We start from the raw sequence: 22,153 nt of genomic DNA on the forward strand, positions 1-22,153 counted from the left end.
AGAGTGGGCCTTTTCCAGAGTGTAGTATGTGGCAAAGCTTATGCAGCTTTGTCGGATTTCCACATTTTGGTCGCTGTTTCGCGCATGTTTTCGCTGCCTTCTGCAACTACTTCACGCACATATTCAGCTGCGGCGCGGGCGTTGTTCAGGGAACATGTGGACTGCTCACGCACGTATTCATTCTGAACCTGCATGGCTTCGGACAGCGACTTACTGGCAGCCAGTTTCTCGGCGGCGTTGATGCCACGGTTCACGTTTACAAAAGCGGCTTCGGCGATGTTGCCGAGGATGTTGGTGTAGCCTTTGGCGGCTTTCACCAGCATGTTTTCCAGCTCTGCGTTGTATTTCTGTGTTGTCTCGTACACGCCGTCTGCACGCTCTTTCGCGGTGGACGTGGAGCGCATCACGAACTCACGTGCGCCTTCTGCAACGCGGTCAGTGATTTTGTTATCGTCCGCTTTTGCTTTGGAAGCTGCGGTCTTTGCGGTTGTTTCTGTCTTCTTGGTCATTTGATTTCTCCATTCTTCGATTAAGCCATGGGTGGGTCCCGTTTGATTTCCAACCCGGGATGAGAGGTATATGGAATCTCCAATGCTGCAGTGCAACATTTTTCTGAAGTGACGCGGCGTCAGATTACGTAAAATTTGCTATATTTCATATATTTCAGATGCTTATATAAACAACGCATATCTGGTAAATTCGAGAACTGCTTCGATAGCCAGCCAACAACACCATCAAACCGCCTCCTGCGACTCACCTTAATGCTGCAATGCAGCATGTTGAGACCCCCTCCAATCCATGATAGGCCTCGGTGATGTCAACACGGATCGGGACAGCGCATGCGCAGCTTAGACATTCAGGACATTGAAAAGCTCAGACAGCTCAACCGGGTCAAGATGCTCGCCACACTGGTGCTGTTCATTTGCTTCGTGGTGATGGTGATCGCGAAACTGCTGGAACATCATTACCCTGCGTTTGGCGTTGTGGCCGCCTTCGCAGAAGCGGCAACCATTGGCGGCATTGCGGACTGGTACGCGGTTGTGGCCCTGTTCAAGCGCCCCATGAACCTGCCTTTCCCGCATACTGCGATCATTCCCAACAACCAGCCGCGCATCGCAGACAATCTTGGCCGGTTCATTGATACCAACTTCCTGGCGCGAGATGCCGTTGAAGGCAAACTGAAGGAAGTCGATTTCGCGGGAGAGTTCTCAAACTGGCTCGCCGTGCGGTCGCAATCGCAAAGCCTTGCTGCCTTTGTGGTGAAGTTCGTGCCGCAGTTGTTGCACGCGGTCGATGAAAAAGGCCTCGTGCAATTTGCCAGCCAGCGCGTGACCGGCCAGATTGCCAAGACAGACATCGCCCCGCTGCTGGGCAACGTTCTACAGACCTTCACCAAGAAGGGCCGCCATCAGAAACTGCTGGATGATCTGATACGCGCCCTGCACCGGTTTCTGAACAATGAGGACACGCTTGAGATCATCCGCACCAAGGTGAAGCGCGAACTGCCGGTGTTGTTCAACATCATCGGGGCGGATTCCGTGGTGTTGGCCCGCATCGTGCGCGCCGCGACGGAGTTGCTGGATGAGATCAAGGACGACAAGGATCATCCCCTGCGGCTTGAGTTCGAGCATTTCCTGATTTCCTACATCAACCGCACACGCCGCACCAAGGGCTTTGCCAAACAGGTTGAGCAGATGAAGCAAGTGATCCTGTCCCGGCCCGAACTTGCCGACGCGGCAGAGAACATGTGGGACGGGCTGCGCGACTATATTCTGAAGGATGTGCATTCTGACGATAGCCTGCTGGTGGCGCGCCTGACGGATATGCTGGTTGAAATCGGCACCGGCCTTGCGGATGAACCTGATCTGCGCCGGGACATCAACAACGGCATGGTGATCGTCATCTCCAATCTGGTGGAGGAACAGCGGGGCGGCATCTCGACCTATATCTCCGAGCAGGTGAAAGCCTGGGACATGCAACAGCTTTTGCAGTTGATCGAAGTGAACGTGGGGCGCGATCTGCAATACATCCGGTTCAACGGCATGATCATCGGAGGCTGCGTGGGGGTCACGCTCTATGCCATTGAAAGACTGCTCTTGTCATAGAGCCGTCCAAGCCTCTAGCATACATCACCGGATCATCCGGGCGACGCAGCAAGGAGAGACGACGTGGCAGACGATAGCAGCAAGAACCCCTTTATGGATATGTTTCAGGACTTTGGAAAATCCCTGAGCATTCCGGGTCCGGACATGAATGACATGATGGATTTTCACCGCAAGAACCTGCAAGCGTTGCAGGCCGCCGCGCAGGTCAGCTCTGGCAGCGCGCAGTCGCTGATGGCCAAGCAACGCGAGGCGCTGGAAAAGACACTGGCAGAAATCTCCGACGGCGTTCAGAACATGACCGCTGGTGCGGATGCCTCTGAAATGATGGCGAACCCGATGGAACTGGCGAAGAAGACCTTTGATACAACGCTTCAAACCACCACGGAGATGGCTGAGATTGTCCGTCAGGGCAACATGGACACGTTCGAGGTGATCAAAGATCGCGTCATGGAAAGCGTGGCAGAGCTTTCGGGCAAAGACAAAAGCTGAGGGCTTGATGCTGACAACGGATTGCCGGTGTCAGCGCACCTTTTACGCCGGGTATTCGGGTTTTGGGAAGATCATGCCTTTGACCCCAGAGCGGTCAAACGGCTTCCACGCCCCTTCAGGCTGCGCCAGACGGTCTGCAACCGCATAGACCGCTGCCGGGTGGTGACCCAATCCACAGTGGCTGCCGCGCACTTCGATGTTTTCCGCGATGTCAGACTGCACCTCAATGCAGTTCTGCCAGGCACAGATGCCGTCAGTCTTGCTGTAGATCGCCGTAGACGGCACCGGAGCGGGCGCCGAGATCGCACCGCCCATATGCCGCTCCCCATCATGGGAGCTTTGACCGCTGGCCATTTCATACACCCGCCAGGCATTTGTCGCGCGCGGGCTGCCGCCGAAAGGGCTGCCCATTGAGATCACCTGCCGCACCAGTTTGGGCATCATCTTGCCGAGTTGGCGCGCATAGATGCCGCCAAGGCTCCATCCGACAATGCTGACCTTGCGGTCGTATTTGTCGGCAAGACTTTCGACCAGATCAATCAGCCCCTGTTCCACACCGGGACGCGGTCCGAAGTTCAGGCCCATCTTCCAGCCATAGGTCGGATAGCCCTTGGTTTTCAGAAAACGGCGCATGGAAACGGTCGAACTGTCACCTGCCGTCAGACCCGGCAGGATCAACACCGGTTGCCCATCCCCACGCGGCACAAGCGCCGTCAGGGTTGGCAATGCGGCGGCAAAACCGAAAAGCTCAGGAATGGCGCGCCCTTCCAACAGGAGGAGCGATTTTCTTGGCGCAATTGCAGTTGTTTCGACCACTTTAGCATCCTTTTTGTTGCGACATTCTGCCTCGGTCCCAACATAGAGAGGGCTTAAAACAAGTCTGTCAACAAATCCGTAAGGTCACCCTGACAATGCTGCGCAAGCAAAATTGACAGTGCTGCATCTGCAAAATAGCCGGTCGGGCGCTTGGTTCAGGCGCTCTTTGCGGCTTCCGCCTTTTCAACTGCGTGCTTCAGTTCCTCAAACGCATCGACGATCATATCCACAAAGACATCCGCGTCGGGCATGGCTTTGTGATCCGCTGTGATGCCGAAATCGAGGTGGTCGAGGTAGCTTTGCACCGTCACGTTCAGCCCCACACCGTGGGTGGCAATCGACACCGGATAGAGGGCCGTGACCTTTGCCCCAGCGCAATAGAGCGGGAATGGCGGGCCTTGGGTGTTGGAAATGCACATGTTGACGACTTGCGGGATATGTTCGGTCAATTTCGTCGCACCGTAGAGCTGCATCAACCCCGGCAGAAGCGTTGGCGCCCCAATCAGCGTGAAATCCTTGGGGGCGGCGTCTTTCACGCTGCCCGCAAGGGTCTTTGAGGTTCCGGATTCCTGAGAGATCTTCTTGAGACGTTTCAGCGGGTCACCGTAATTCGTGGCAATGGGCACATTCATCCCGAAGACCTGGTTGTTGATGTCCGAATTGCCGACTTCACGCATCGAAATCGGCACAAACGCCACCAGCGCGGCATCGGGCAACGCTTGTCGCTTTGTCAGGTAACGCCGCACGGCGCCGCTGGTGATCGCCATCACCACATCATTCAGCTTGGTACCGGTCGCCTTGCCAATCGCCTTCACCTCTTTCAGCGAAATGGACCGCGCGCCATAGCTGCGCTTGGCTTCGACCGTGACGTTGAAAGGCGTGCGGGGTGCCAGAAGCTGCGGAATGCCGACTTTGCCCGCCAACACGGGTGCCACCATGTCAGAGACCTGCCCCAGCATCTTGGGGATGTTCTCCATCATCGTCAGTTGCTGGCGCGCCATGTTGGCGGCCACATCACTGATCCCCAGGATCGCGCGTTCCAGATCGCTGGGCTTGCGGGTGGGTTTCTTGGGTTCAGGCGGATCTACCTCACGGGGTTGGTCGGTTACATCGTACAGGGCTTTGGTGATCACCATGCCCGCACCACCATCCACCGCCGCATGGTGCACCTTGGAGTAAAGCGCGGCTTGTCGCCCTTCGAGCCCCTCGATCACCGTGAACTGCCACAGCGGCTTTTTCCGGTCCAACCGCTCTGCATGCAAGGCCGCGACCATGTCTTCAAGTTGCTTGCGGTTGCCCGGCTTGGGCAGTTTGGCGCTTTGAATATGGTAGTCGAAATCAAGCTCACCGGCATCGACCCAGCCGGGGTGATCCACCTGCCACATGGCCTTGGCCAACTTCATGCCGAAGATCGGAATAAGGTGCACGCGCCCCTTGAAGAAGTCGGTAAAGTGCTTGTGGAACGACCCCTTAAAGCCCTTGGGCAGATCATACAGCGTGAGCCCCGCCACATGCATCGGTGTCTGGTCTGTTTCCATGTACAGAAACGTCGCATCAATCCCACTTAGCTGCTTCATAACCGGAACTCTTCCCTAAAAGTTGACGCTGCGCGCTTGCTTGATCAGTTGACGAAACTCTGTAACGTAGGTCAAGGGGCGCGGTTTTAGCGCCTCAGTGTTGCTCAGATCTGCCCGTTTAAAGAGGCGACAAGCGATACGCTGGGAGGACGTAATGGACAGAAACTGGACCAAACACTACCCTGACGGCGTGCCCGCAGAGGTTGATATTGGCCAATATGGCTCGCTCGTTGATCTGCTGGAGGAGAGCTTCTCCAAATACACCAACGACAATGCCTATATCCTTATGGACAAGGCGTTGACCTATGGCGAGCTGGACCGCAAGTCGCGCGCTGTAGGAGCCTATCTGCAAAGCCTCGGGCTTCAGCAGGGGGACCGGGTGGCGATCATGATGCCCAATGTGCTGCAATACCCTGTCGTGTTGGCCGGTATCCTGCGCGCAGGCTTTGTGGCGGTGAATGTGAACCCGCTTTATACCCCACGCGAATTGGAACATCAGCTCAGCGATTCCGGGGCCAGGGCGATCTTCATCATCGAAAACTTTGCCGAAACCCTCGACAAGGTGATCGACAATACCCCTATCGAACATACCGTGGTAACAGGTGTTGGCGATCTGCTGGGTTTTCCCAAGGGATTGGTCACGAATTTCGTGCTGCGCCGGGTCCGAAAGGCGATCCCCCCTTTCCAGCTGCCGGGGCATATCCGGCTGGGTCGCGTACTGACCATGGGCGCGGGCATGAAGATGACCAAGCCGGCGGTGACGGCCGACGACGTGGCGGTGCTGCAATACACCGGTGGGACCACGGGGCTGTCCAAGGGGGCGGTGTTGCTGCACCGCACGGTGATTGCGAACCTGCTGTCTTCAGAGGCGTGGATGAAACCGGGACTGAACCGCCGCCCCATCGAAGGGCAGTTGACCTTCATCTGCGCGCTGCCGCTCTATCACGTCTTTGCCTTCATCACCTGCTCGCTCTTGTCGATGCGGTCGGGCGGGGTGAACATCCTGATCCCCAATCCGCGTGACATGGCGGCAACGATCAAGGAAATCGGCAAGTACAGATTTCACGTCTTTCCGGGCGTGAATACATTGTTCAATGGGCTGACCAACCATGCCGATTTCGCCAAGCTGGACTTTGACCAGTTACGCATCGCCAATGGCGGCGGCATGGCCGTTCAGGAAGCCGTGGCCAGGAAGTGGCTGGAGATTACCGGCTGTCCGATCTGCGAAGGGTATGGCCTGTCTGAAACCTCATCCGGCATCACCTGCAACCCGACCGATACCGATGCCTACTCTGGCACCATCGGCCTGCCGATGCCAAACGTGGATATCCGCATTCTCGATGATGACGGCAATGACGTGCCTCAAGGCGAGCGGGGAGAGATCGCCATTCGCGGCCCGCAGGTGATGGCCGGATACTGGCAACGTCCTGATGCCACGGCAGAGGTGATGACACCCGACGGGTATTTCAAATCCGGCGACATCGGCATCATGGATGAAAGAGGATTTACCAAGATCGTGGACCGCAAGAAGGACATGATCCTTGTTTCCGGTTTCAATGTGTACCCCAATGAGATCGAAGCGGTTGCCGTGGGATGTGATGGCGTGGACGAAGCCGCCTGCGTGGGTGTCCCGGACCGCAGCAGCGGGGAGGCGGTTATGCTGTTCATCACCAAATCCGACCCGAACCTGACAGAAAAGGATGTCCGCGCGTTCTGCATGCGGGAACTCACGGGCTACAAGAAACCGCGTCACATCCGGTTTGTCGATGAGATGCCAAAGACCAATGTCGGCAAGATCCTGCGCCGTGAATTGCGCGATGCTGCCATCAAGGAAATGAGCGCTTAAGCTCCCACAGGAAAGACAAAAATATGAGTGATCTGACATTTGCGAAGATGGGCACCATGGTGGGTGAGGCTCTGGGCACATCCTCCTGGCAGGTTGTGACACAGGAAGCGGTTAACGAATTCGCCAATTGCACGGGCGACAATCAATGGATCCACATCGACGTGGAGCGGGCCAAAAAGGAAAGCCCCTTTGGCGGGCCGGTTGCCCACGGCTATCTGACGCTGTCGATGCTGTCGGCCATGGCGATGGAGATCGGCGTGGTGCCACAGGGCACCGCAGCGGCGCTGAATTATGGATTGGACAAGGTGCGTTTTCTGGCGCCCGTTCCGGTGGGCGCGAAGATCCGCCTGCATTCCAAGCTCAGCGGGTTCGAGCGCAAGAGCAATGGCCAGTTCCTGATGATGACCGAAAACACGATCGAAATTGACGGGGCGGACAAACCCGCCCTGATTGCCGAAAGTCTGGCAATGCTGGTCCCCGGACCAGACGCCGTAGTTTGACAGAGAGGGTACAGGGTATGAGCGACGATAAATCCAAGATTTCCAAGAACGCCCGCGACATCGCGGAAAACGCAGCGGAAAACACACTGGCACTGAACCCATTGGTCAGCCTGCGCGCTGAAGACATGTTCAGCGCTGGCACCACCCTGATGCGCGCCATGGCCTCCCAGCCGCAGGCGATGATGAACCAATGGATGTCGCTGACCTCTGACCTGACCAAGGTTGTCACCCAGTCCTCAGAAATCGCCCCGGACCGCAAGGACAGGCGGTTTGCCGACAGCGGCTGGAACAACAACGTTTTCTCCAAAGGGATCATGCAAAGCTATCTGGCTTGGGCAGAGAAACTGGCAGAGACGGTCGAAGAACTGGACCTGCCGGACAAGGACGCCGCACGTGCGCGGCTGGTGACGTCGATTTTCATTGATACGATGTCACCCTCCAACAATTTCTTCGCCAACCCGGCCGCAATGAAGCAACTGTTTGAAACAGGTGGCAAAAGCGCTGTCTCCGGCCTCAAGAACATGCTGACGGATCTGACAGAGAACGGCGGGCTGCCCGCTTCTGTTGATACGTCCAAGTTCAAGGTGGGCGAAAACCTTGCCATCACGCCGGGCAAGGTGGTGTTCCGCAATGAGGTGATTGAGCTGGTCCACTACACGGCCAACACCGACAAGGTGCACAAGCGCCCCCTGCTGGTGGTGCCGCCACAGATCAACAAATACTATTCCATCGACATGGCGCCGGGCAAAAGCATGATCGAATTCCTGCTGGCGCAGGGCATCCAGCCCTATTGCATCAGCTGGCGCAACCCAACGGCAGAGCATCGCGATTGGGACATGACCACCTATATCGAAGCGCTGGACGAGGCCTGCGACGCCGCGCTGGAGATAACAGGCTCGGATTCAGTCAACATCATGGGGTCTTGTTCGGGCGGGATCACCCTGTCGACCTATGCGGGCTGGCTGGCCGCGCAGGACATGTCGCACAAGATCAACTCGGTCATTCTGGCGGTCTGCGTGCTCGACACCATGGCCTCCACCGACAGTGACATGGCGGCTTTGGTCACTCCTGCGACGGTGCAGGCGGCCAAGCTGGCCTCGTCCAGCCGGGGTGTGTTGGACGGGCAGGACATGGCAAAGATGTTCGCCTGGATGCGGCCCAACGATCTGATCTGGAACTACTGGGTGAACAACTACCTGATGGGCAATGCGCCACCGGCGTTTGACGTTCTGTACTGGAATGCCGACACGACCCGCCTGCCTGCGGGGCTGCATGGTGATTTCCTCGATATGATCTACACCAACCCGTTCCTCAATCCCGGTGAAATGGTTGTGGGCGGGCATGAGATCGACATGACCAAGGTGGACTATGACACCTATGTCATCGCAGGCACCACAGACCACATCACACCTTGGAAAGCCGTCTACGAAACAGCGCGGCTCTACGGCAAGAACACGACGTTCATCCTGTCCAATTCCGGCCACCTGCAAAGCCTGCTGAACCCACCGGGCAATCCCAAGGCGTGGTACATGAAGGGTGATGCAAAACAGGCCGACCCAGAGGATTGGGCCGAGAAAGCGACCAAGCATGAAGGCAGCTGGTGGCTGGACTGGGGCGAGATGCTGAAAACGAAATCCGACAAGCTGGTCGCGGCACCCAAGAAGCCGGGCAGCAAGAAACACCCGGCCCTGGGTGATGCGCCCGGCACCTATGTATTCGAACCATAAGCGGTAACCTGTGGTCAAAAGGAAGAACCACCTGATGCGTGAAGACACAATGGAAAAACCCAAACTCAAGCTGCCCAAAGGCATCCGGGTTGAGATGATCGATGTCCGGGGCCAGATGCTCCGCGTGGCGATCAAGGACGGGGACGACACCCTGCCGCCGCTGCTGATGTTCAACGGGATTGGTGCAAACCTTGAACTGGGTTTTCCGTTTCTGAAGGAACTGAAGAACCGCCGCGCGATCCTGTTTGACGTGCCCGGTGTCGGCGGCTCTCCGATGCCGAGCCTGCCGTACCGTCCATCGACGCTGGCGCGGATGTCCAAGCATCTGTTGCAGATCCTTGAGATTGATCAGGTCGACGTCTCCGGCGTGTCATGGGGCGGCGGGCTGGCGCAGCAATTTGCGCGGCAGTATCCCAAGATCTGCCGCAGGCTGGTCCTTGTCTCCACCTCCTCCGGCTGGACCATGGTGCCCGGTAAACCGAACGTGCTGTCCAAAATGGCAAACGTCCGGCGCTATACCGACAAGGGCTATATGCGTTCCATCGCCGCAGAGATTTATGGCGGCGCCTTCCGGCGTGACGATACGCTGATCAATGCCCATGCGGCAGGCATGAAGCCGTCGTCCAATGCCGGTTACATGATGCAGCTGCTGGCGATGACCGGCTGGACGTCTGTGCCGTGGCTGTGGCGGCTGAAGCAGCCAACGCTGGTTGTCTCCGGCACCGATGATCCGCTGATCAATGTCGCGAACGCCAGGATGCTGGCACATCTGATCCCCAATTCCCGGTTGGAACTGGTGGATGACGGGCACCTGTTTGTCGTGACCGATCCTAAGGGGACAGCCGCAATGGTTGAGGATTTCCTGTCGGACGAGACGCTGTAAAGGCAACTTGCCCCCGCGTTCCGCCAAGGGGCGCTAAATGCCGAACCGGTCCCGGATGCGATAGGCCAGCACGGACGGTGCCAGAAACCACGGGTTCCCGGTGTAGAACGGGCGGGTCTGGAACGGGATCTTGTTGAACGCCGTCATCCCTTCGGGGTTGTCCGACGCCTGTTGCCCGATCCGCATGCCCAGATAGCTGGCCATGCCAACACCCGAACCACAATACCCCATCGCGTAGTACAGACCGTCCTCCTGGCCTGCGTGCATCAGCGTATCAAAGGTGTAGCCCACGAAACCAGACCAGCTGTGGCTGATGCGGGTTTGGGCCAGCTCCGGGAACAATCGGACCAGTTCTGCATGCAGCTTGGGTCCGGTGCGCCGGGGATCGGTTTCCCGCAAGGATACCCGCCCCCCAAACAGGATGCGTTTGCGATCGGGCGACGGGCGGTAATAATACACCAGCTTGCGGGTATCTGACAGGATGCGGTTGGTGGGCATCAGACGATCCATCACGTCTGATGGCAGCTCCTCCGTCGCGATGATGTAGGACCCGATGGGAATGATGCGCCGCTGCTGCCATGGGCTGAGCGGGCCGGTGTAGCCATTCGTGGCAAGCACCACCCGGCCAGCACGCACCGGCCCCTTTGGGGTCTGCAATTCAAACCCCTTTGCCGTACGATTGAGGCTTTTCACCCGGCAATGCGTCGCAATCTCCGCCCCGTGGCGTCGCGCAATCCCAAGCAAACCACGATGATACTTGGCCGGATGCAGGCTGGCGTGATGCGGGTAAACGATGCCGCCGTGATATGCAGCCGTATCAAACTCTGTCGCCTGATCGGCCTTCGGGATCATAAAGGCATCATCCGAAAACACGGCTGCGTTGACCCCAATGCTGCGCGCAAGCTGGTCGTATTTCTTGGGCGTATGCGCACCGTGAAACCGTCCATCCACCTGAAAGTCGCAGTCGATCTTATGGGCGGGAATGAAGTCTTTCATGAAGTCGAGGCTCGCCTGCCCTTCGCGCAGGATCTCCACCGCCCGTTGCGCGCCGAACTGCCGGGTCAATTCCGGCAAAGACCCCTTGATTGAGGTCGAAACTTGCCCGCCATTGCGCGTACTGGCCCCGAACCCTGCTGCTTCGGCTTCCAGCACAAGGGTTGTGCGACCTGCCTGCGCGGTCTGAATGGCGGCGTGCAGCCCTGTGTAGCCAGATCCGATGATGGCCACGTCCACCTGTTTCGGCAGGTCCTGCTCAGACGCTGGCTCTGGTGGGGCGGCCTCCCACCAGTAGGGGGACTCTTTGAAGTCCGTTGTAAAAAGCGACATCAGACAGCGCCTCCATGGCTCGCAAGAATCATATCAGCGCCCTTTTCCCCCACCATGATCGCAGGCGCATTGGTGTTGCCCGACGTCAGGGTTGGAAAGATCGAGGCATCCACCACACGCAACCCCAGCACACCATGCACCCGTAACTGCGCATCAACCACCGCCGTCTGGGGGTCCGGCCCCATCATGCAGGTGCCAATGGGATGGTACACAGTGCCGATCCGCTCCCTGATGTCTTCCAGCAGCTCTTCATCTGATTGCACGGCTGCGCCGGGCAGGATCTCATCCTCAATCAGGTCTGCGAGTGCGGGCGCTGCCGCCAACTGCCGCATCAGCTTTGAGCCTTCCAGCATCTCCTGCTTGTCCAGATCGGTTGACAGGTAGTTGGGATGGATCTCCGGCGGCTCTGCGGGATCGGTGGACCGGATGGCCAGATGCCCCCGGCTGGTGGGGTGCATCGGCTGCGCGCCCATCAGGAAACCCGAGAACGGGTCGGGGTTCATCAAGGGCCGCTTGCCCGGTGGCGCTTTGGTATAGCTGACGGGCGAGAAAAACAGCTGCATGTTGGGCCGGGCCAGCCCCGGTCGGGAGCGTACAAACCCGCCACCCTGATTGACACCCAGCGACAAAGGCCCGCCGCGCGTCAGCACATACCGCAGCCCCTGCCAAAGCTTGCCATGCCAGGAATGCAACTGATCGTTCAGCGTCGGCACGCGGGAACGATAGAGGAAATCAATCGCCAGGTGGTCTTGGAGGTTCTGCCCGACGCCGGGGCTGTCGTGGACAGCCTCGACCCCCTTGGCGCGCAGCATCTCTGCGGGTCCGATCCCGGACAGTTGCAAGAGCTGCGGTGAATTCACCGCACCGGACGACAGGATCACCTCAGCACCCGCAAAGGCCTGCTTCTCCTGCCCCCGCTGGCGGTATGCGACACCTACTGCACGCCCGTCTTTCAGCAACACGCGCGTGGCCAGCGCGTTTTTCTCAACCCGAAGGTTCTTGCGCCCCTGCGCGGGCCGGATGTAGGCACGCGCGGTGGACATGCGGAACCCGTCTTTGGCGGTGTTCTGATAGGTGCCTATGCCTTCCTGCGTGGCCCCGTTGAAATCAGGGTTATGCGGGAACTGGACCTGTTCCCCTGCCTTGATGAAATCCTGACACAACGGGTGCAGGTAACGGTCCATCGTGGCGACATGGACGGGCCCCTGCCCGCCGCGATAGGCATCCTCGCCCCGGTCATTGGTCTCCGCTTTCTTGAAGTACGGCAGCACGTCGGACCAGCCCCAACCGGGGTTGCCCAGATCACGCCAGCCGTCGAAGTCTTCCTGCTGGCCCCGAATGTAGACCATCGCATTGATCGAACTGGACCCGCCCATCACTTTGCCACGTGGCCAATAGGAAGTGCGGTTGTTCAATTCCGGGTTCGGCGCAGTTTCGTACATCCAGTTGACGCTGCGCTTGTAGAACGTCTTGCCATAGCCAATCGGCATCCAGATCCAGAAGTTCAGATCACTGCCGCCCGCTTCCAGCAGCAGCACTTTGAATTTGCCGCGGGCGCTCAGCCGGTTGGCCAGAACACACCCGGCAGAGCCTGCACCCACAATGATGAAGTCATACTGCGCCATGCCGGTAGCGCTCAGTCAGAAGGTGCGTTGCGCTGGACCACAACGCTGATCAGCGCCAGCAGCCCAGAACCCACAATCAGGAAGAAGGACACCGCATTCAGCACCGGGGTGGAGCCAACCTTGGCCATGCGGTCAAACATGGTGATGGTCAGCGGCGATTCCGATCCGACAAGGAACAACGTGGTGTTGAAATTCTCAAAGGAGACAAGAAACGCCACGATCCCTGCCGCGATCATCGCAGGCCGCAGGAACGGCAGGGTGACGGTGCGCAGCACCTGTATCCGGCTGGCACCCAGGTTCAGCGCTGCTTCCTCCATCGTGTAGTCGAACTTTTTCAGTCGCGCGGTGATCACCAGTGAGGTGATTGTGGTCACGAATGAAAACTGCCCCAGCACCACCAGCACAATGCCGGGGCGCAGAAAGTCGATCTCATAGTTGAACCGGTCCTCGATCCCGTTGGCGATGTTGCTGGCCATGACGAGGATGGAAATGCCCAGGATCACGCCGGGGATGACCAGTGGCAGGATCATGATGATGTAAAAGAAATTCTTCGCCGGGAAGTTGCCCCGTACAAAGAGGAACGCATTTGTCGTGCCCACAAACACCGACAGCGCGGAGACCATCACGCCGATGATGGCCGAATAATACAGCCCCCGCAGCAAGCGGCGGTCGTGGAACATGCCCAGCTTCGGCTCGGTATCGTTAAAGAACCAATCCAGCGTGAACCCCTGCCACGGCAGGGACGGAAACAGGCTGTCATTGAACGCAAAACTGCCCGCCGCCACCAAGGGTGCCGCAAGGAAGACAAAGAACGCGAGGATGTACAGGCGGTATCCCAGAAGAAAGGCCTTGTTCGATCTTGATTGTGCCATTTGCCCTCCCCCTTTCAGCTTTTCGCCACGGTGTTGGCCAGCGTCTGCCCGGTCAGCTTCAGCCCCAGCCAGACCACCAGCGACGTGAACGCCAGCAGCAGAAAGCCAAAGGCCGCACCGGATTCCCAGTTAAACCGTGTGATGAACTGATCGTAGATCTGCTCTGTGAACCAGCTGGAGTTCTTGCCCCCCAACAGAATGGGCGTCAGGTAACTGCCCGCTGTCAGCATGAAGACCACGATGCAGCCCGACACGATCCCCGGCATCGCGTAAGGGATGATGATCCGCCGCAGCACGGTAAAACCGCTCCCCCCCAGATTATACCCCGCCTCCACCATCGCGTCGTCCATCCCGTCCAGCGTTGAGACAAGCGGCACGATCATGAACAGGATCACCGTATAGACCAGCCCGACCACGACGGTGACGTCGTTATACAGAAACTCAATCGGCTCATTGATCGCTCCGGTCCAGAGCAGGAAGCTGGAGGCCACGCCCGTTTCACGCAGCAGCAGAATCCAGCCAAACGCGCGGATCAGATCGCTGACCCACAGCGGGATCAGGCACAGCAGAAACAGCGCCCCTTTGGAGCGGTTCCCGGCGATCTTGGCGATGTAGTAGGCGATCGGAAAGCCAATCAGCAGCGCCAGAAACGTCACCAGAATGGACATCGACCCGGTGCGCAGCAGTGTGTTCCAGTAGATCGGTTCCTGAATGAAATCAATGTAGTTGCCAAACCCGAACTCATAAACGCGGGGGGCTACTTTCTCCCGCAGCGACAGGATCACCATGCCGATATGCGGCAACGCGATCAGCAGGAAAATCCACAGCGCGAAGGGCGCAAAAAGCAGGATCAGCGACAGCCGTTTGATGTCAGATTGCATGGCCCGGCCCCGTCACGTGGCAAAACACATGGTTTGCTGGTCGGACCAGCTGAGGGCCACATCATCCCCTGCGCGCAGATCGCTGTCAGAGCCTGTGACAACCACATCCGCCTCAATCAACTCACCTGACGGGCCGCGTACCAGAACGCGGCTGTTGGCACCATTGAACAGCACGGAATCAACCTTGCCCCGGATGGCGTTCAGATCCCCTGCTGCACCCGTGTCGGCCCGTTTGGCAGAGATGAATTCAGGTCGGACGTAGATATTCACACTCTGCCCCGCGCTCAGGTCACTGCCGTCGCGTTTCTGGCAGAGCATCTGCAATCCGGCATCGGTGGTTACCTTGGCCTTGCCACCCTCTACCGCGCTCACCTTACCGGACCAGCGGTTTGAATCGCCCACGAACCCGGCCACAAAGGCGGTCTTGGGGGCATGGTACAGCTCTTCTGGTCTGCCGATCTGCTCAAACCGGCCCTCGTTCATGATCGCCACGTGATCCGACATCACCAACGCCTCTGACTGGTCATGGGTGATGTAAATGAAGGTGGTGTTGAACTGGTGTTGCAGCAGCTTCAGTTCGATCTTCATCGCCTCACGCAGCTTGAGATCCAGCGCGCCCAAAGGCTCATCCAGCAGCAGCACATCCGGGTCCAGCACCATACAGCGGGCGATGGCGATCCGCTGCTTCTGGCCGCCAGACAGCTGATGGACTTCGCGATTGCCAACATCCGGCAGGGCAATCCGCTCCAACACGTCTTTGACCTTTTGGTCGATTGTCGCCTTGTCCGTACCCACGCAGCGCAGACCGTAAGCGATGTTCTCATAGACGTTCATCATCGGGAAAAGGGCCAGATGCTGGAACACCATCTTCACGTTGCGCTTGTTCGGCGGGGTGTTGAGAACCGACTTGCCCTTGATCTCGATATCGCCTGACGACGGATCCTCAAACCCGGCAATCATCCGCATCAATGTGGTCTTGCCGCAGCCAGACGGCCCGAGGATGGAAAAGAACGAGCCTTTGGGAATTTGGAACGAAACGTTGTCGACGGCGCGCACCTGCCCAAAGTCTTTGCAGACGGCCGTGCATTCAAGGTCGGGCGTGTCAGTAACGGTCATTCGAAATTCCAAAAGGCGCAGTCAGGACAGAAAAAGGGCGGCGGACCTGAATGGTCGCCGCCCCCGGTGTTTGGCTTAGCCGCCGGTGGCCGCTTTGATACGCTCCAGCGTCTTGCCTTCCATGTCTTCCACACCCGGAGGGATGTTGGCGAAGAACTTCAGGTTGGCGATGTCTTCGTCCGTGAAGGCCGCTGTGACCGCGTTGCGCTTGTCTTCGGGCAACAGATCAAGACCACCTTTGACCGCCGCAATCGCTCCGGTGCTGCCGGACATGATGGAGACGTTTTCAGGCTCAAGCACGAAGTTGATCCACTTGTAGGCCGCATCATCCGCCTTGCCTTTGCGCGGCAGTGCAAATGTGTCGATCCAGGCCAGCGCGCCTGTCTCTGGTGGCACGAAGACGATGTCAGGGTTCTGCGCAAAGAGTTTGTACGCGGTTGAATCCCACGTCTCTGACGCGACAATCTCACCCGACAGCATCATCGCGGACAGGTCATCACCGCCCTGCCAATAGGCTTTGATGTTCGCCTTGCACTCGATCAGCTTATCGGCGACCTCGTCCAGGATTTCCTGATACTTATCAAGATCATCATAGGCCGCGAAAGGATCATGCCCCATGGAGAACGCCGTGCCCAGCAGGATCGTCCGCTTCAGCCGCATGGAGGTTTTGCCCGCATATTGCGGATCACACAGATCGTCCCAACCGGCAAAATCCGGTGCCTCAGCCTTGTTCTTCATCAGGCCCGATGTGCCCCACTGGTGTGGCACCGCATAGACTTCACCGTCGATGGTGGTGTTGGCTTTCACGCCTTCCAGATGGGAGCTTTCCATCACGGAGGTGTCGATCTTGGACAGATCAAGCGGCTTGTAGATGTCGTACTCCAACTGCGCCGCCGCGATGCGGTCGTGGCTTGGCTGGGCCAGATCGAAACCAGCGCCACCGGTGGCGCGCAGCTTGGCGATCATTTCCTCGTTGTTGGAAAACGTTACTTCGACGGTGATGTCGGGGTAGCGTTCTTCGAACTTCTGCACCAGTTCATCCGGCGCGTAAGAGCCCCAGGTCAACAGCCGCAGGGTTTCCGCCTGCGCGTAGGAGGCCGTTGTCAGCATCATCGCTGCGACAAGGCCAGTGATCTTGAAGTTTCGTTTCATAGATTCCTCCCAGGTTTTGGGCGCATACGCGCCATGTATCCATCTATACCCGCCAACACTAAGAAAGCATTGGACTGGAACGCATATCCATTCCCGAATTGTTGCCAGACCAATTTGGGCTGGCATTCACAGGTTCAATGCAGGCAGCGTACTGAGCACTTCCATCCCCGACAAGATGTCATCGGGCGCCGCACTGCCAAATCCAAGGACGATGCCCTTTTGTTGGACAGGTTCAAGGCAATACCGGCTGAGCGGTGCAATCGTCACGCCTTGCGCTTCAGCCTGCGCGACGACGGCATGTTCGTCAATGCGACTGTCGAGGAATGCCATGGTGTGAAAGCCGCTGCTGGTTTCCTGCACTCGGACCATGTCAGGCAGCGCCTGCGCCGCCTCCATCAACACCTGATACCGCGCCAAATAGAGGCGGCGCATCATGCGAATATGTGTGGCGAACTGCCCTTCCTCCATGAAATCCGCGACAATGGCCTGCGTGGACGTCGGCGGGCTGCTGATCCAGGAGGCGAACACGCTGTCGAACACCGACACAAGGCTTTCCGGGACCAGCATGAAGCCCAGCCGAAGCGACGGGAAGAGCGTCTTGGAAAACGTGCCGACATAGATCACCCGGTCCTGCGTATCGATGCTTTTCAGGGGCGGCTGCGGGCGGCCATCAAAATGGAACTCCCCGTCATAGTCATCCTCCACTATGATCGCCTGCGCCTGACTGGCGGCCTCCAGCAGCTCAAGCCTGCGGGGCAGCGACATGACATGGCCCAAAGGTTGCTGGTGCGACGGCGTCACGAACGCCAGCCGAAAGTGCGGCGCCTGCTGCAATCCGTCAGCGATGTTCATGCCCTCATCGTCCACGTGGACAGGTGTCAGCACACCGCCGCAGGCCACGAAGGCATTGCGCGCGCCGACCGCGCCGGGGTTTTCGTACCAGACACGGTCGCCTGCATTCAGCAGCACCCGCCCGATCAGGGAAAACGCCTGCTGTGCGCCGCCGGTGACGAAGATCTGCTCGGGTCTACACTGGATCCCGCGCACCGCGTGCAGATGGCTGGCAATGGACTGGCGCAGGCGTTGATACCCCTGCGGCTGGCCATACCCCATGATTTCATCCGGTGCGCCGCGCAGGTGGCGCGCGGAAATGCGTGCCCAGTGGGTGCGGGGAAAGGCGTCAAGCGCGGGCAGCGCCGTCACAAAGGCGCGGGTTTCATGCGGCAGCCAACTGCGCGGCCCATATGAGGCAGAGGCATGGGTGATCGTATGCGACAACCGGGGCTGTGCGACCGCCCCCTGACTTTGCGTAGCAGGGGGCACGGCAGGTCGCTGGTGTTCGAGAATGTCGCTGACAAAGGTGCCCGCCCCCACCTTGGACACCAGCATCCCCTCGGCAATCAAGCGGTCCACCGCATCAATCACCGTGGTGCGCGACACGCCGATTTCACGGGCGAGCGTGCGGCTTGCGGGCAGTCTGTCCCCGGCGCCAAGCCCACCAGACAGGATGATCTCCCGCAGGGCCATGTAAAGCTGAACAGATATCTTCTTGTCCGACCCCCGCTCAATCCGGATCGAGGACAGCAGCGCGCCTGCTTTCTTCTTCACGGGGCTGCCCGGATATATTGGACTACTACAATCGTCATAATGGACCTTATTAAAGGACCAATCTGGAGTATCGTCAACGTTGGCACGGCACCGGAATTTGCTGTCAGGGGGATGCTATGAAGATCAAATCCATTGAGACGTTCTCGGATGAATTCGTCTGTTTCACCCGCGTGACCGCAGAAGACGGGGCGCAGGGGTGGGGGCAGGTGGCGCCCTATTACGCAGATATTACTGCTCAGGTTCTGCACCGGCAGGTGGCTCCTTATGCGTTGGGTCAGGATTGCTTTGATATCGATGCGATCCTTGATTTTGTGCGCGACCGGGAGCACAAATTCCCCGGATCTTACCTGCGTCGCGCGATGGGTGGCCTTGATACCGCGCTGTGGGACATGCGCGGCAAACGCGAAGGCAAGCCGGTCTGCGCCCTGATCGGCGGCACGCCAGGACCCTTCCGAGCCTATGCCTCCTCCATGAAACGCGACATTACCCCTGCCGCTGAAGCCGACAGGCTGGTGCGCCTGCGCGATGAGAAGGGCTTTGACGCATTCAAGTTCCGCGTTGGCGCGGAAGTCGGACGTAATCAGGACGAATGGCCCGGACGCACAGAGGAGATCATTCCGACCATGCGCCGCGCCATGGGCGATGACATTGCGCTGCTCGTCGATGCGAATTCCTGCTATTCCCCTGCGCGCGCCATTGAAGTGGGGCATATCCTGCAAGACAACGGCATCTCCCATTATGAGGAACCCTGCCCCTACTGGGAGTTTGACCAGACCAAAGAGGTCACGGATGCGCTTGATATTGACGTCACCGGCGGGGAGCAGGACTGCATGATGGCCAGTTGGCGGGACATGATCAATCGGCGGATTGTCGATATCGTGCAGCCGGATGTGTGCTACCTTGGCGGTCTCTCACGCACCCTGCGGGTGGCCAGAATGGCGCAGGACGCAGGCATCCCCGTGACACCCCATTGCGCCAATCTGTCGATGGTGACGCTCTTTACCATGCACCTTCTGCGGGCGATCCCGAACGCAGGCAAGTATCTGGAGTTCTCGATTGAAGGACTTGATTACTATCCCTGGCAGGACAAGATTTTTGTGAACGATCCGTTTGCCATCACGGACGGCATGGCAACCGTGACCGATGCTCCGGGCTGGGGTGTTGAGGTCAACCCGGACTGGCTGGCCAATGCCCATCACCAGAGCAGCACCTGGGACACGTGAGCGGCAACATTTCAGGGTCCGGGTGGTGGACCTGCTGAACAGGGCGCTACCTTTGCATCAGCAGATCACCCCTTTCAGATGTCGCCCCCATGCCTTCACAGAACATCGCCCAAGCCTGCGCGCTGATTGAACGCGACCTCAGCGCACCGCACCCGATCACCGATCTGGCGCAGGCATGCGGCATGGCAGGGCATCACTTTCAACGCACATTCGCCGCCGCTACCGGAGAGACCGTCGCGGGCTACATCCGCAGCCGACGGTTGGAGCGCGCCGCCCTGCTGCTGGCCGAAACCGACCAGCGCATTCTGGACATCGCGCTTGAATGCGGGTTTGAAACGCATGCTGCACTGACGCGGGCCTTCTCCGGGCACTTTGGCCTCAACCCAAAGACATTCCGGGCTGAAGGCCTGCCCGAAGGCACCCGCGGCATCGCCCCACGCCCCTATCTGCGCCCCATCGAAAGCCAGACGCTCACATGGGACCATGACTTTGTGGACATGCCGGATCAATGGCTGTGCTGGCGCCGTGCACCGGGGATGGCAGAAGGGCGTTTCTTCCCGGACCTGACCCAGATCAGCGCCTCTTTTCAAACTCTGGCTGCGGAACTGGCAGATGCGGAGCGCAGTTTCTCCGCTGCCTACCCCAAGGGCCCAAAGGCGTTTGAGGATCCTGAGGCTGTCGCGCATTACGGCGCGCTGCTTTCGGAAAAACGTGCCCTGAACTGGCCGGAGGGATGGACCCAGATCGATCAAGGGCGCTTTGCCGTCTTTCCGCACCACGGCCCTTTGACCACCCTGCCCCTGACATGGAACCGCGCTGTGCGGGTGGGCCTTCGCCGGTTTGACCTCACCCTGCGGCCCGGCTGGATGTTTGAAACCTATCTGGCGTCCCCTTCGACAGCAGGCAGGCGGGCGTTGAGCGCGTTGATCCATCTGCCGGTCGAAAACAGCACATACGGGAAAGCATAGGTCGGCCATCGTCCTCTACCTCTGCGTGGCAACCACCACTGGAGACGACAATGACCGATACATTTCCCCCATCGCAGCCCGCCTTGCTCAGCCAGATCGTGGCAGACATCCATCACACTTCGAACCGCCAAGCGCTCTATGCCGCTCTGCATCACAAACGTGCTGCGTTGGAACCGCAAATCAACGCCTTCGAAGCGCGGCGGGAAGCATGCCCCGACGCGCCTTCCGGCCCGCTGAATGGCCTGCCCATTACCGTCAAGGATCAGATTGCCGTCGCAGGTTGGGCACGTGGGTTCGGGTTGGATCGACCATCAAAAAAGCTGGAACGCACAAGCGCTCCGCTGATCGCGCGGCTTGAGGAACAGGGCGCAGAGGTCACGGGCAAGACCGCGCTGCCGCCCAATGCCATGGACTTTCAAACCGGCAACACGCGGCGTGGCCCCACCACCAACCCGCACGATCCGCGATACACGTCAGGGGGCAGTTCAGGTGGCGGTGCGGCAGCAGTCGCTTCCGGTATGAGCGTGTTGGATATCGGCGCTGATCTGGGGGGATCGCTGCGCTTGCCTGCTGCATGGTGTGGCGTGACCTCGCTAACCCCGACGGAAGGGGCAGTGAACACGGCCGGTATGCTTCCAAAAGGTCAATCGCTGGCGCATTTTGCGCGTATTGGCCCAATCGCTGCACAGGTCCGGGATCTGCGGTTTATCTGGGACGTGATGGCCGATGAAAAGGAAAACGACATCCCCCAGCCCCAAAAGGTGGCGCTCTGGACCGCTGGGTCGTCCGCTCCATGCGACGGGATGACGCTGGACGTTTGGCAGCGTCTCCCGGCCCTCCTCGGTCAGACCAATCTGGCCGTAGCCCCCGATCCCATGTCGATGCTCTTCACCGCTGAGGTCTACCGCATGACCGGAGAGATCATTGGCCACGAAACCGGCGCTCTGATCCCTGCGTTGATCCGGTGGGTCTTGCGCCGTGACCGGAAAGCAGCGCGACAGTCCCCCGGTTTCCTGACCCATGTGCATCAAGGCTATCGCAGGGACGCAGGCCAATACGCGGACAATCTGGCCGATATGGACCGCTTCCGCGCAGAGACCCTGTCCCATTGGGCCGATGTCGATGCGCTGATCCTGCCTGTGACCGGGATCTGCGCGTTCAAACACCTGCCCCCGACCACAGACCGGGGTGGGGTGCGGCATTATGATCAGACGTTTGACACGGCAGCGGGCCCGCTGGGGTATTTCGATGCGTTAACACGGTTCACCCTGCCCGTAACCCTGATGGGCTGGCCTGTTGTCACCCTTCCAATCGGGCGGGATGGCAATGGTCTCCCGGTCGGGGCTCAGGTTGTCGGGAAGCCACATGCCGAAAGGCAAGTGCTGGCCTTGGCGCGTGCACTCGAAAAAGCCATCGCGTTTCGCGGATTGTAGGACGTG

The 22,153-nt window shown here is 58.9% G+C and carries 19 protein-coding genes; 9 read left to right on the forward strand and 10 right to left on the reverse strand.

What is annotated here, in order from left to right:
- Nucleotides 1-38: 38 nt before the first annotated feature.
- Nucleotides 39-509 (reverse strand): phasin family protein, encoded by a 471-nt coding sequence (locus Q1A91_RS19640; RefSeq protein ID WP_299881725.1) that lies wholly within the window; start codon nt 507-509, stop codon nt 39-41.
- A gap of 330 nt (nt 510-839) precedes the next feature.
- On the opposite strand from Q1A91_RS19640, the gene Q1A91_RS19645 reads away from it, so the two are divergent.
- Nucleotides 840-2,105, forward strand: coding sequence for a DUF445 family protein (locus Q1A91_RS19645; protein ID WP_299881728.1), 1,266 nt, complete (start codon nt 840-842; stop codon nt 2,103-2,105).
- Nucleotides 2,106-2,168: 63 nt separating this feature from the next.
- Nucleotides 2,169-2,594, forward strand: a complete 426-nt coding sequence (locus tag Q1A91_RS19650) for a phasin family protein (RefSeq protein ID WP_299881731.1) — start codon at nt 2,169-2,171, stop codon at nt 2,592-2,594.
- Between the two features lie 42 nt (nt 2,595-2,636).
- Here the strand turns inward: Q1A91_RS19650 and Q1A91_RS19655 are convergent, their stop codons facing one another.
- Together Q1A91_RS19655 and Q1A91_RS19660 are read right to left on the reverse strand one after the other, a co-directional pair.
- Nucleotides 2,637-3,410 carry a hypothetical protein gene (locus Q1A91_RS19655; RefSeq protein WP_299881734.1) on the reverse strand — a complete coding sequence of 258 codons (774 nt, stop codon included), beginning with the start codon at nt 3,408-3,410 and terminating at the stop codon, nt 2,637-2,639.
- Nucleotides 3,411-3,565: 155 nt separating this feature from the next.
- Nucleotides 3,566-4,987, reverse strand: a complete 1,422-nt coding sequence (locus Q1A91_RS19660) for a wax ester/triacylglycerol synthase family O-acyltransferase (protein ID WP_299881737.1) — start codon at nt 4,985-4,987, stop codon at nt 3,566-3,568.
- Between the two features lie 154 nt (nt 4,988-5,141).
- Here Q1A91_RS19660 and Q1A91_RS19665 point away from each other — a divergent pair, with 154 nt between their 5' ends.
- Genes Q1A91_RS19665 through phaZ form a run of 4 tightly spaced genes read left to right on the forward strand, consistent with a single transcriptional unit; the run spans nt 5,142 to nt 9,943 of the window.
- Nucleotides 5,142-6,833, forward strand: coding sequence for a long-chain-fatty-acid--CoA ligase (locus tag Q1A91_RS19665; RefSeq protein WP_299881740.1), 1,692 nt, complete (start codon nt 5,142-5,144; stop codon nt 6,831-6,833).
- Nucleotides 6,834-6,856: 23 nt separating this feature from the next.
- Entirely contained in the window at nt 6,857-7,333 is a 477-nt protein-coding gene (locus Q1A91_RS19670; RefSeq protein WP_299881743.1) for a MaoC family dehydratase, read from the forward strand.
- A gap of 17 nt (nt 7,334-7,350) precedes the next feature.
- Nucleotides 7,351-9,060: an alpha/beta fold hydrolase gene (locus tag Q1A91_RS19675; protein WP_299881746.1), complete on the forward strand. Its 1,710-nt coding sequence runs from the start codon at nt 7,351-7,353 to the stop codon at nt 9,058-9,060.
- 34 nt (nt 9,061-9,094) lie between these two features.
- The gene (gene phaZ, locus Q1A91_RS19680; RefSeq protein ID WP_299881749.1) at nt 9,095-9,943 is read left to right on the forward strand and encodes a poly(3-hydroxyalkanoate) depolymerase; all 849 of its coding nucleotides are present in this window, start codon (nt 9,095-9,097) and stop codon (nt 9,941-9,943) included.
- A 33-nt stretch (nt 9,944-9,976) separates the two neighbouring features.
- On the opposite strand, the gene Q1A91_RS19685 is transcribed toward phaZ, so the two are convergent.
- The 7 genes from Q1A91_RS19685 to Q1A91_RS19715 all read right to left on the reverse strand — a co-directional run bounded on the left by Q1A91_RS19685 (nt 9,977) and on the right by Q1A91_RS19715 (nt 18,523).
- Complete coding sequence (locus Q1A91_RS19685) at nt 9,977-11,269, reverse strand: FAD-binding oxidoreductase (protein ID WP_299881752.1); 1,293 nt, start codon at nt 11,267-11,269, stop codon at nt 9,977-9,979.
- Entirely contained in the window at nt 11,269-12,894 is a 1,626-nt protein-coding gene (locus Q1A91_RS19690; RefSeq protein WP_299881755.1) for a GMC family oxidoreductase, read from the reverse strand. Before Q1A91_RS19690 ends, Q1A91_RS19685 begins: the two co-directional genes overlap by 1 nt.
- 11 nt (nt 12,895-12,905) lie before the next feature.
- Entirely contained in the window at nt 12,906-13,766 is an 861-nt protein-coding gene (locus Q1A91_RS19695) for an ABC transporter permease (protein WP_299881758.1), read from the reverse strand.
- 14 nt (nt 13,767-13,780) lie between these two features.
- A complete protein-coding gene (locus Q1A91_RS19700; RefSeq protein WP_299881762.1) occupies nt 13,781-14,647 on the reverse strand; it encodes an ABC transporter permease in 867 nt (288 codons plus the stop codon).
- Between the two features lie 12 nt (nt 14,648-14,659).
- Nucleotides 14,660-15,763 (reverse strand): ABC transporter ATP-binding protein, encoded by a 1,104-nt coding sequence (locus Q1A91_RS19705; protein ID WP_299881765.1) that lies wholly within the window; start codon nt 15,761-15,763, stop codon nt 14,660-14,662.
- A 75-nt stretch (nt 15,764-15,838) separates the two neighbouring features.
- Nucleotides 15,839-16,915, reverse strand: a complete 1,077-nt coding sequence (locus tag Q1A91_RS19710; RefSeq protein ID WP_299881768.1) for an extracellular solute-binding protein — start codon at nt 16,913-16,915, stop codon at nt 15,839-15,841.
- Nucleotides 16,916-17,041: 126 nt separating this feature from the next.
- Nucleotides 17,042-18,523 carry a PLP-dependent aminotransferase family protein gene (locus tag Q1A91_RS19715; RefSeq protein ID WP_299881771.1) on the reverse strand — a complete coding sequence of 494 codons (1,482 nt, stop codon included), beginning with the start codon at nt 18,521-18,523 and terminating at the stop codon, nt 17,042-17,044.
- A 116-nt stretch (nt 18,524-18,639) separates the two neighbouring features.
- Between Q1A91_RS19715 and Q1A91_RS19720 the strand changes: the two genes are divergently transcribed.
- The 3 genes from Q1A91_RS19720 (at nt 18,640) to Q1A91_RS19730 (ending at nt 22,147) form a co-directional block, all read left to right on the forward strand.
- Nucleotides 18,640-19,746: a mandelate racemase/muconate lactonizing enzyme family protein gene (locus Q1A91_RS19720; protein WP_299881774.1), complete on the forward strand. Its 1,107-nt coding sequence runs from the start codon at nt 18,640-18,642 to the stop codon at nt 19,744-19,746.
- Nucleotides 19,747-19,835: 89 nt separating this feature from the next.
- Entirely contained in the window at nt 19,836-20,714 is an 879-nt protein-coding gene (locus tag Q1A91_RS19725) for a helix-turn-helix domain-containing protein (RefSeq protein ID WP_299881777.1), read from the forward strand.
- Between the two features lie 50 nt (nt 20,715-20,764).
- Complete coding sequence (locus Q1A91_RS19730) at nt 20,765-22,147, forward strand: amidase (protein WP_299881779.1); 1,383 nt, start codon at nt 20,765-20,767, stop codon at nt 22,145-22,147.
- Nucleotides 22,148-22,153: the final 6 nt, after the last annotated feature.

The organism is uncultured Sulfitobacter sp. (assembly GCF_947500075.1).
Taxonomy (GTDB): domain Bacteria; phylum Pseudomonadota; class Alphaproteobacteria; order Rhodobacterales; family Rhodobacteraceae; genus Sulfitobacter.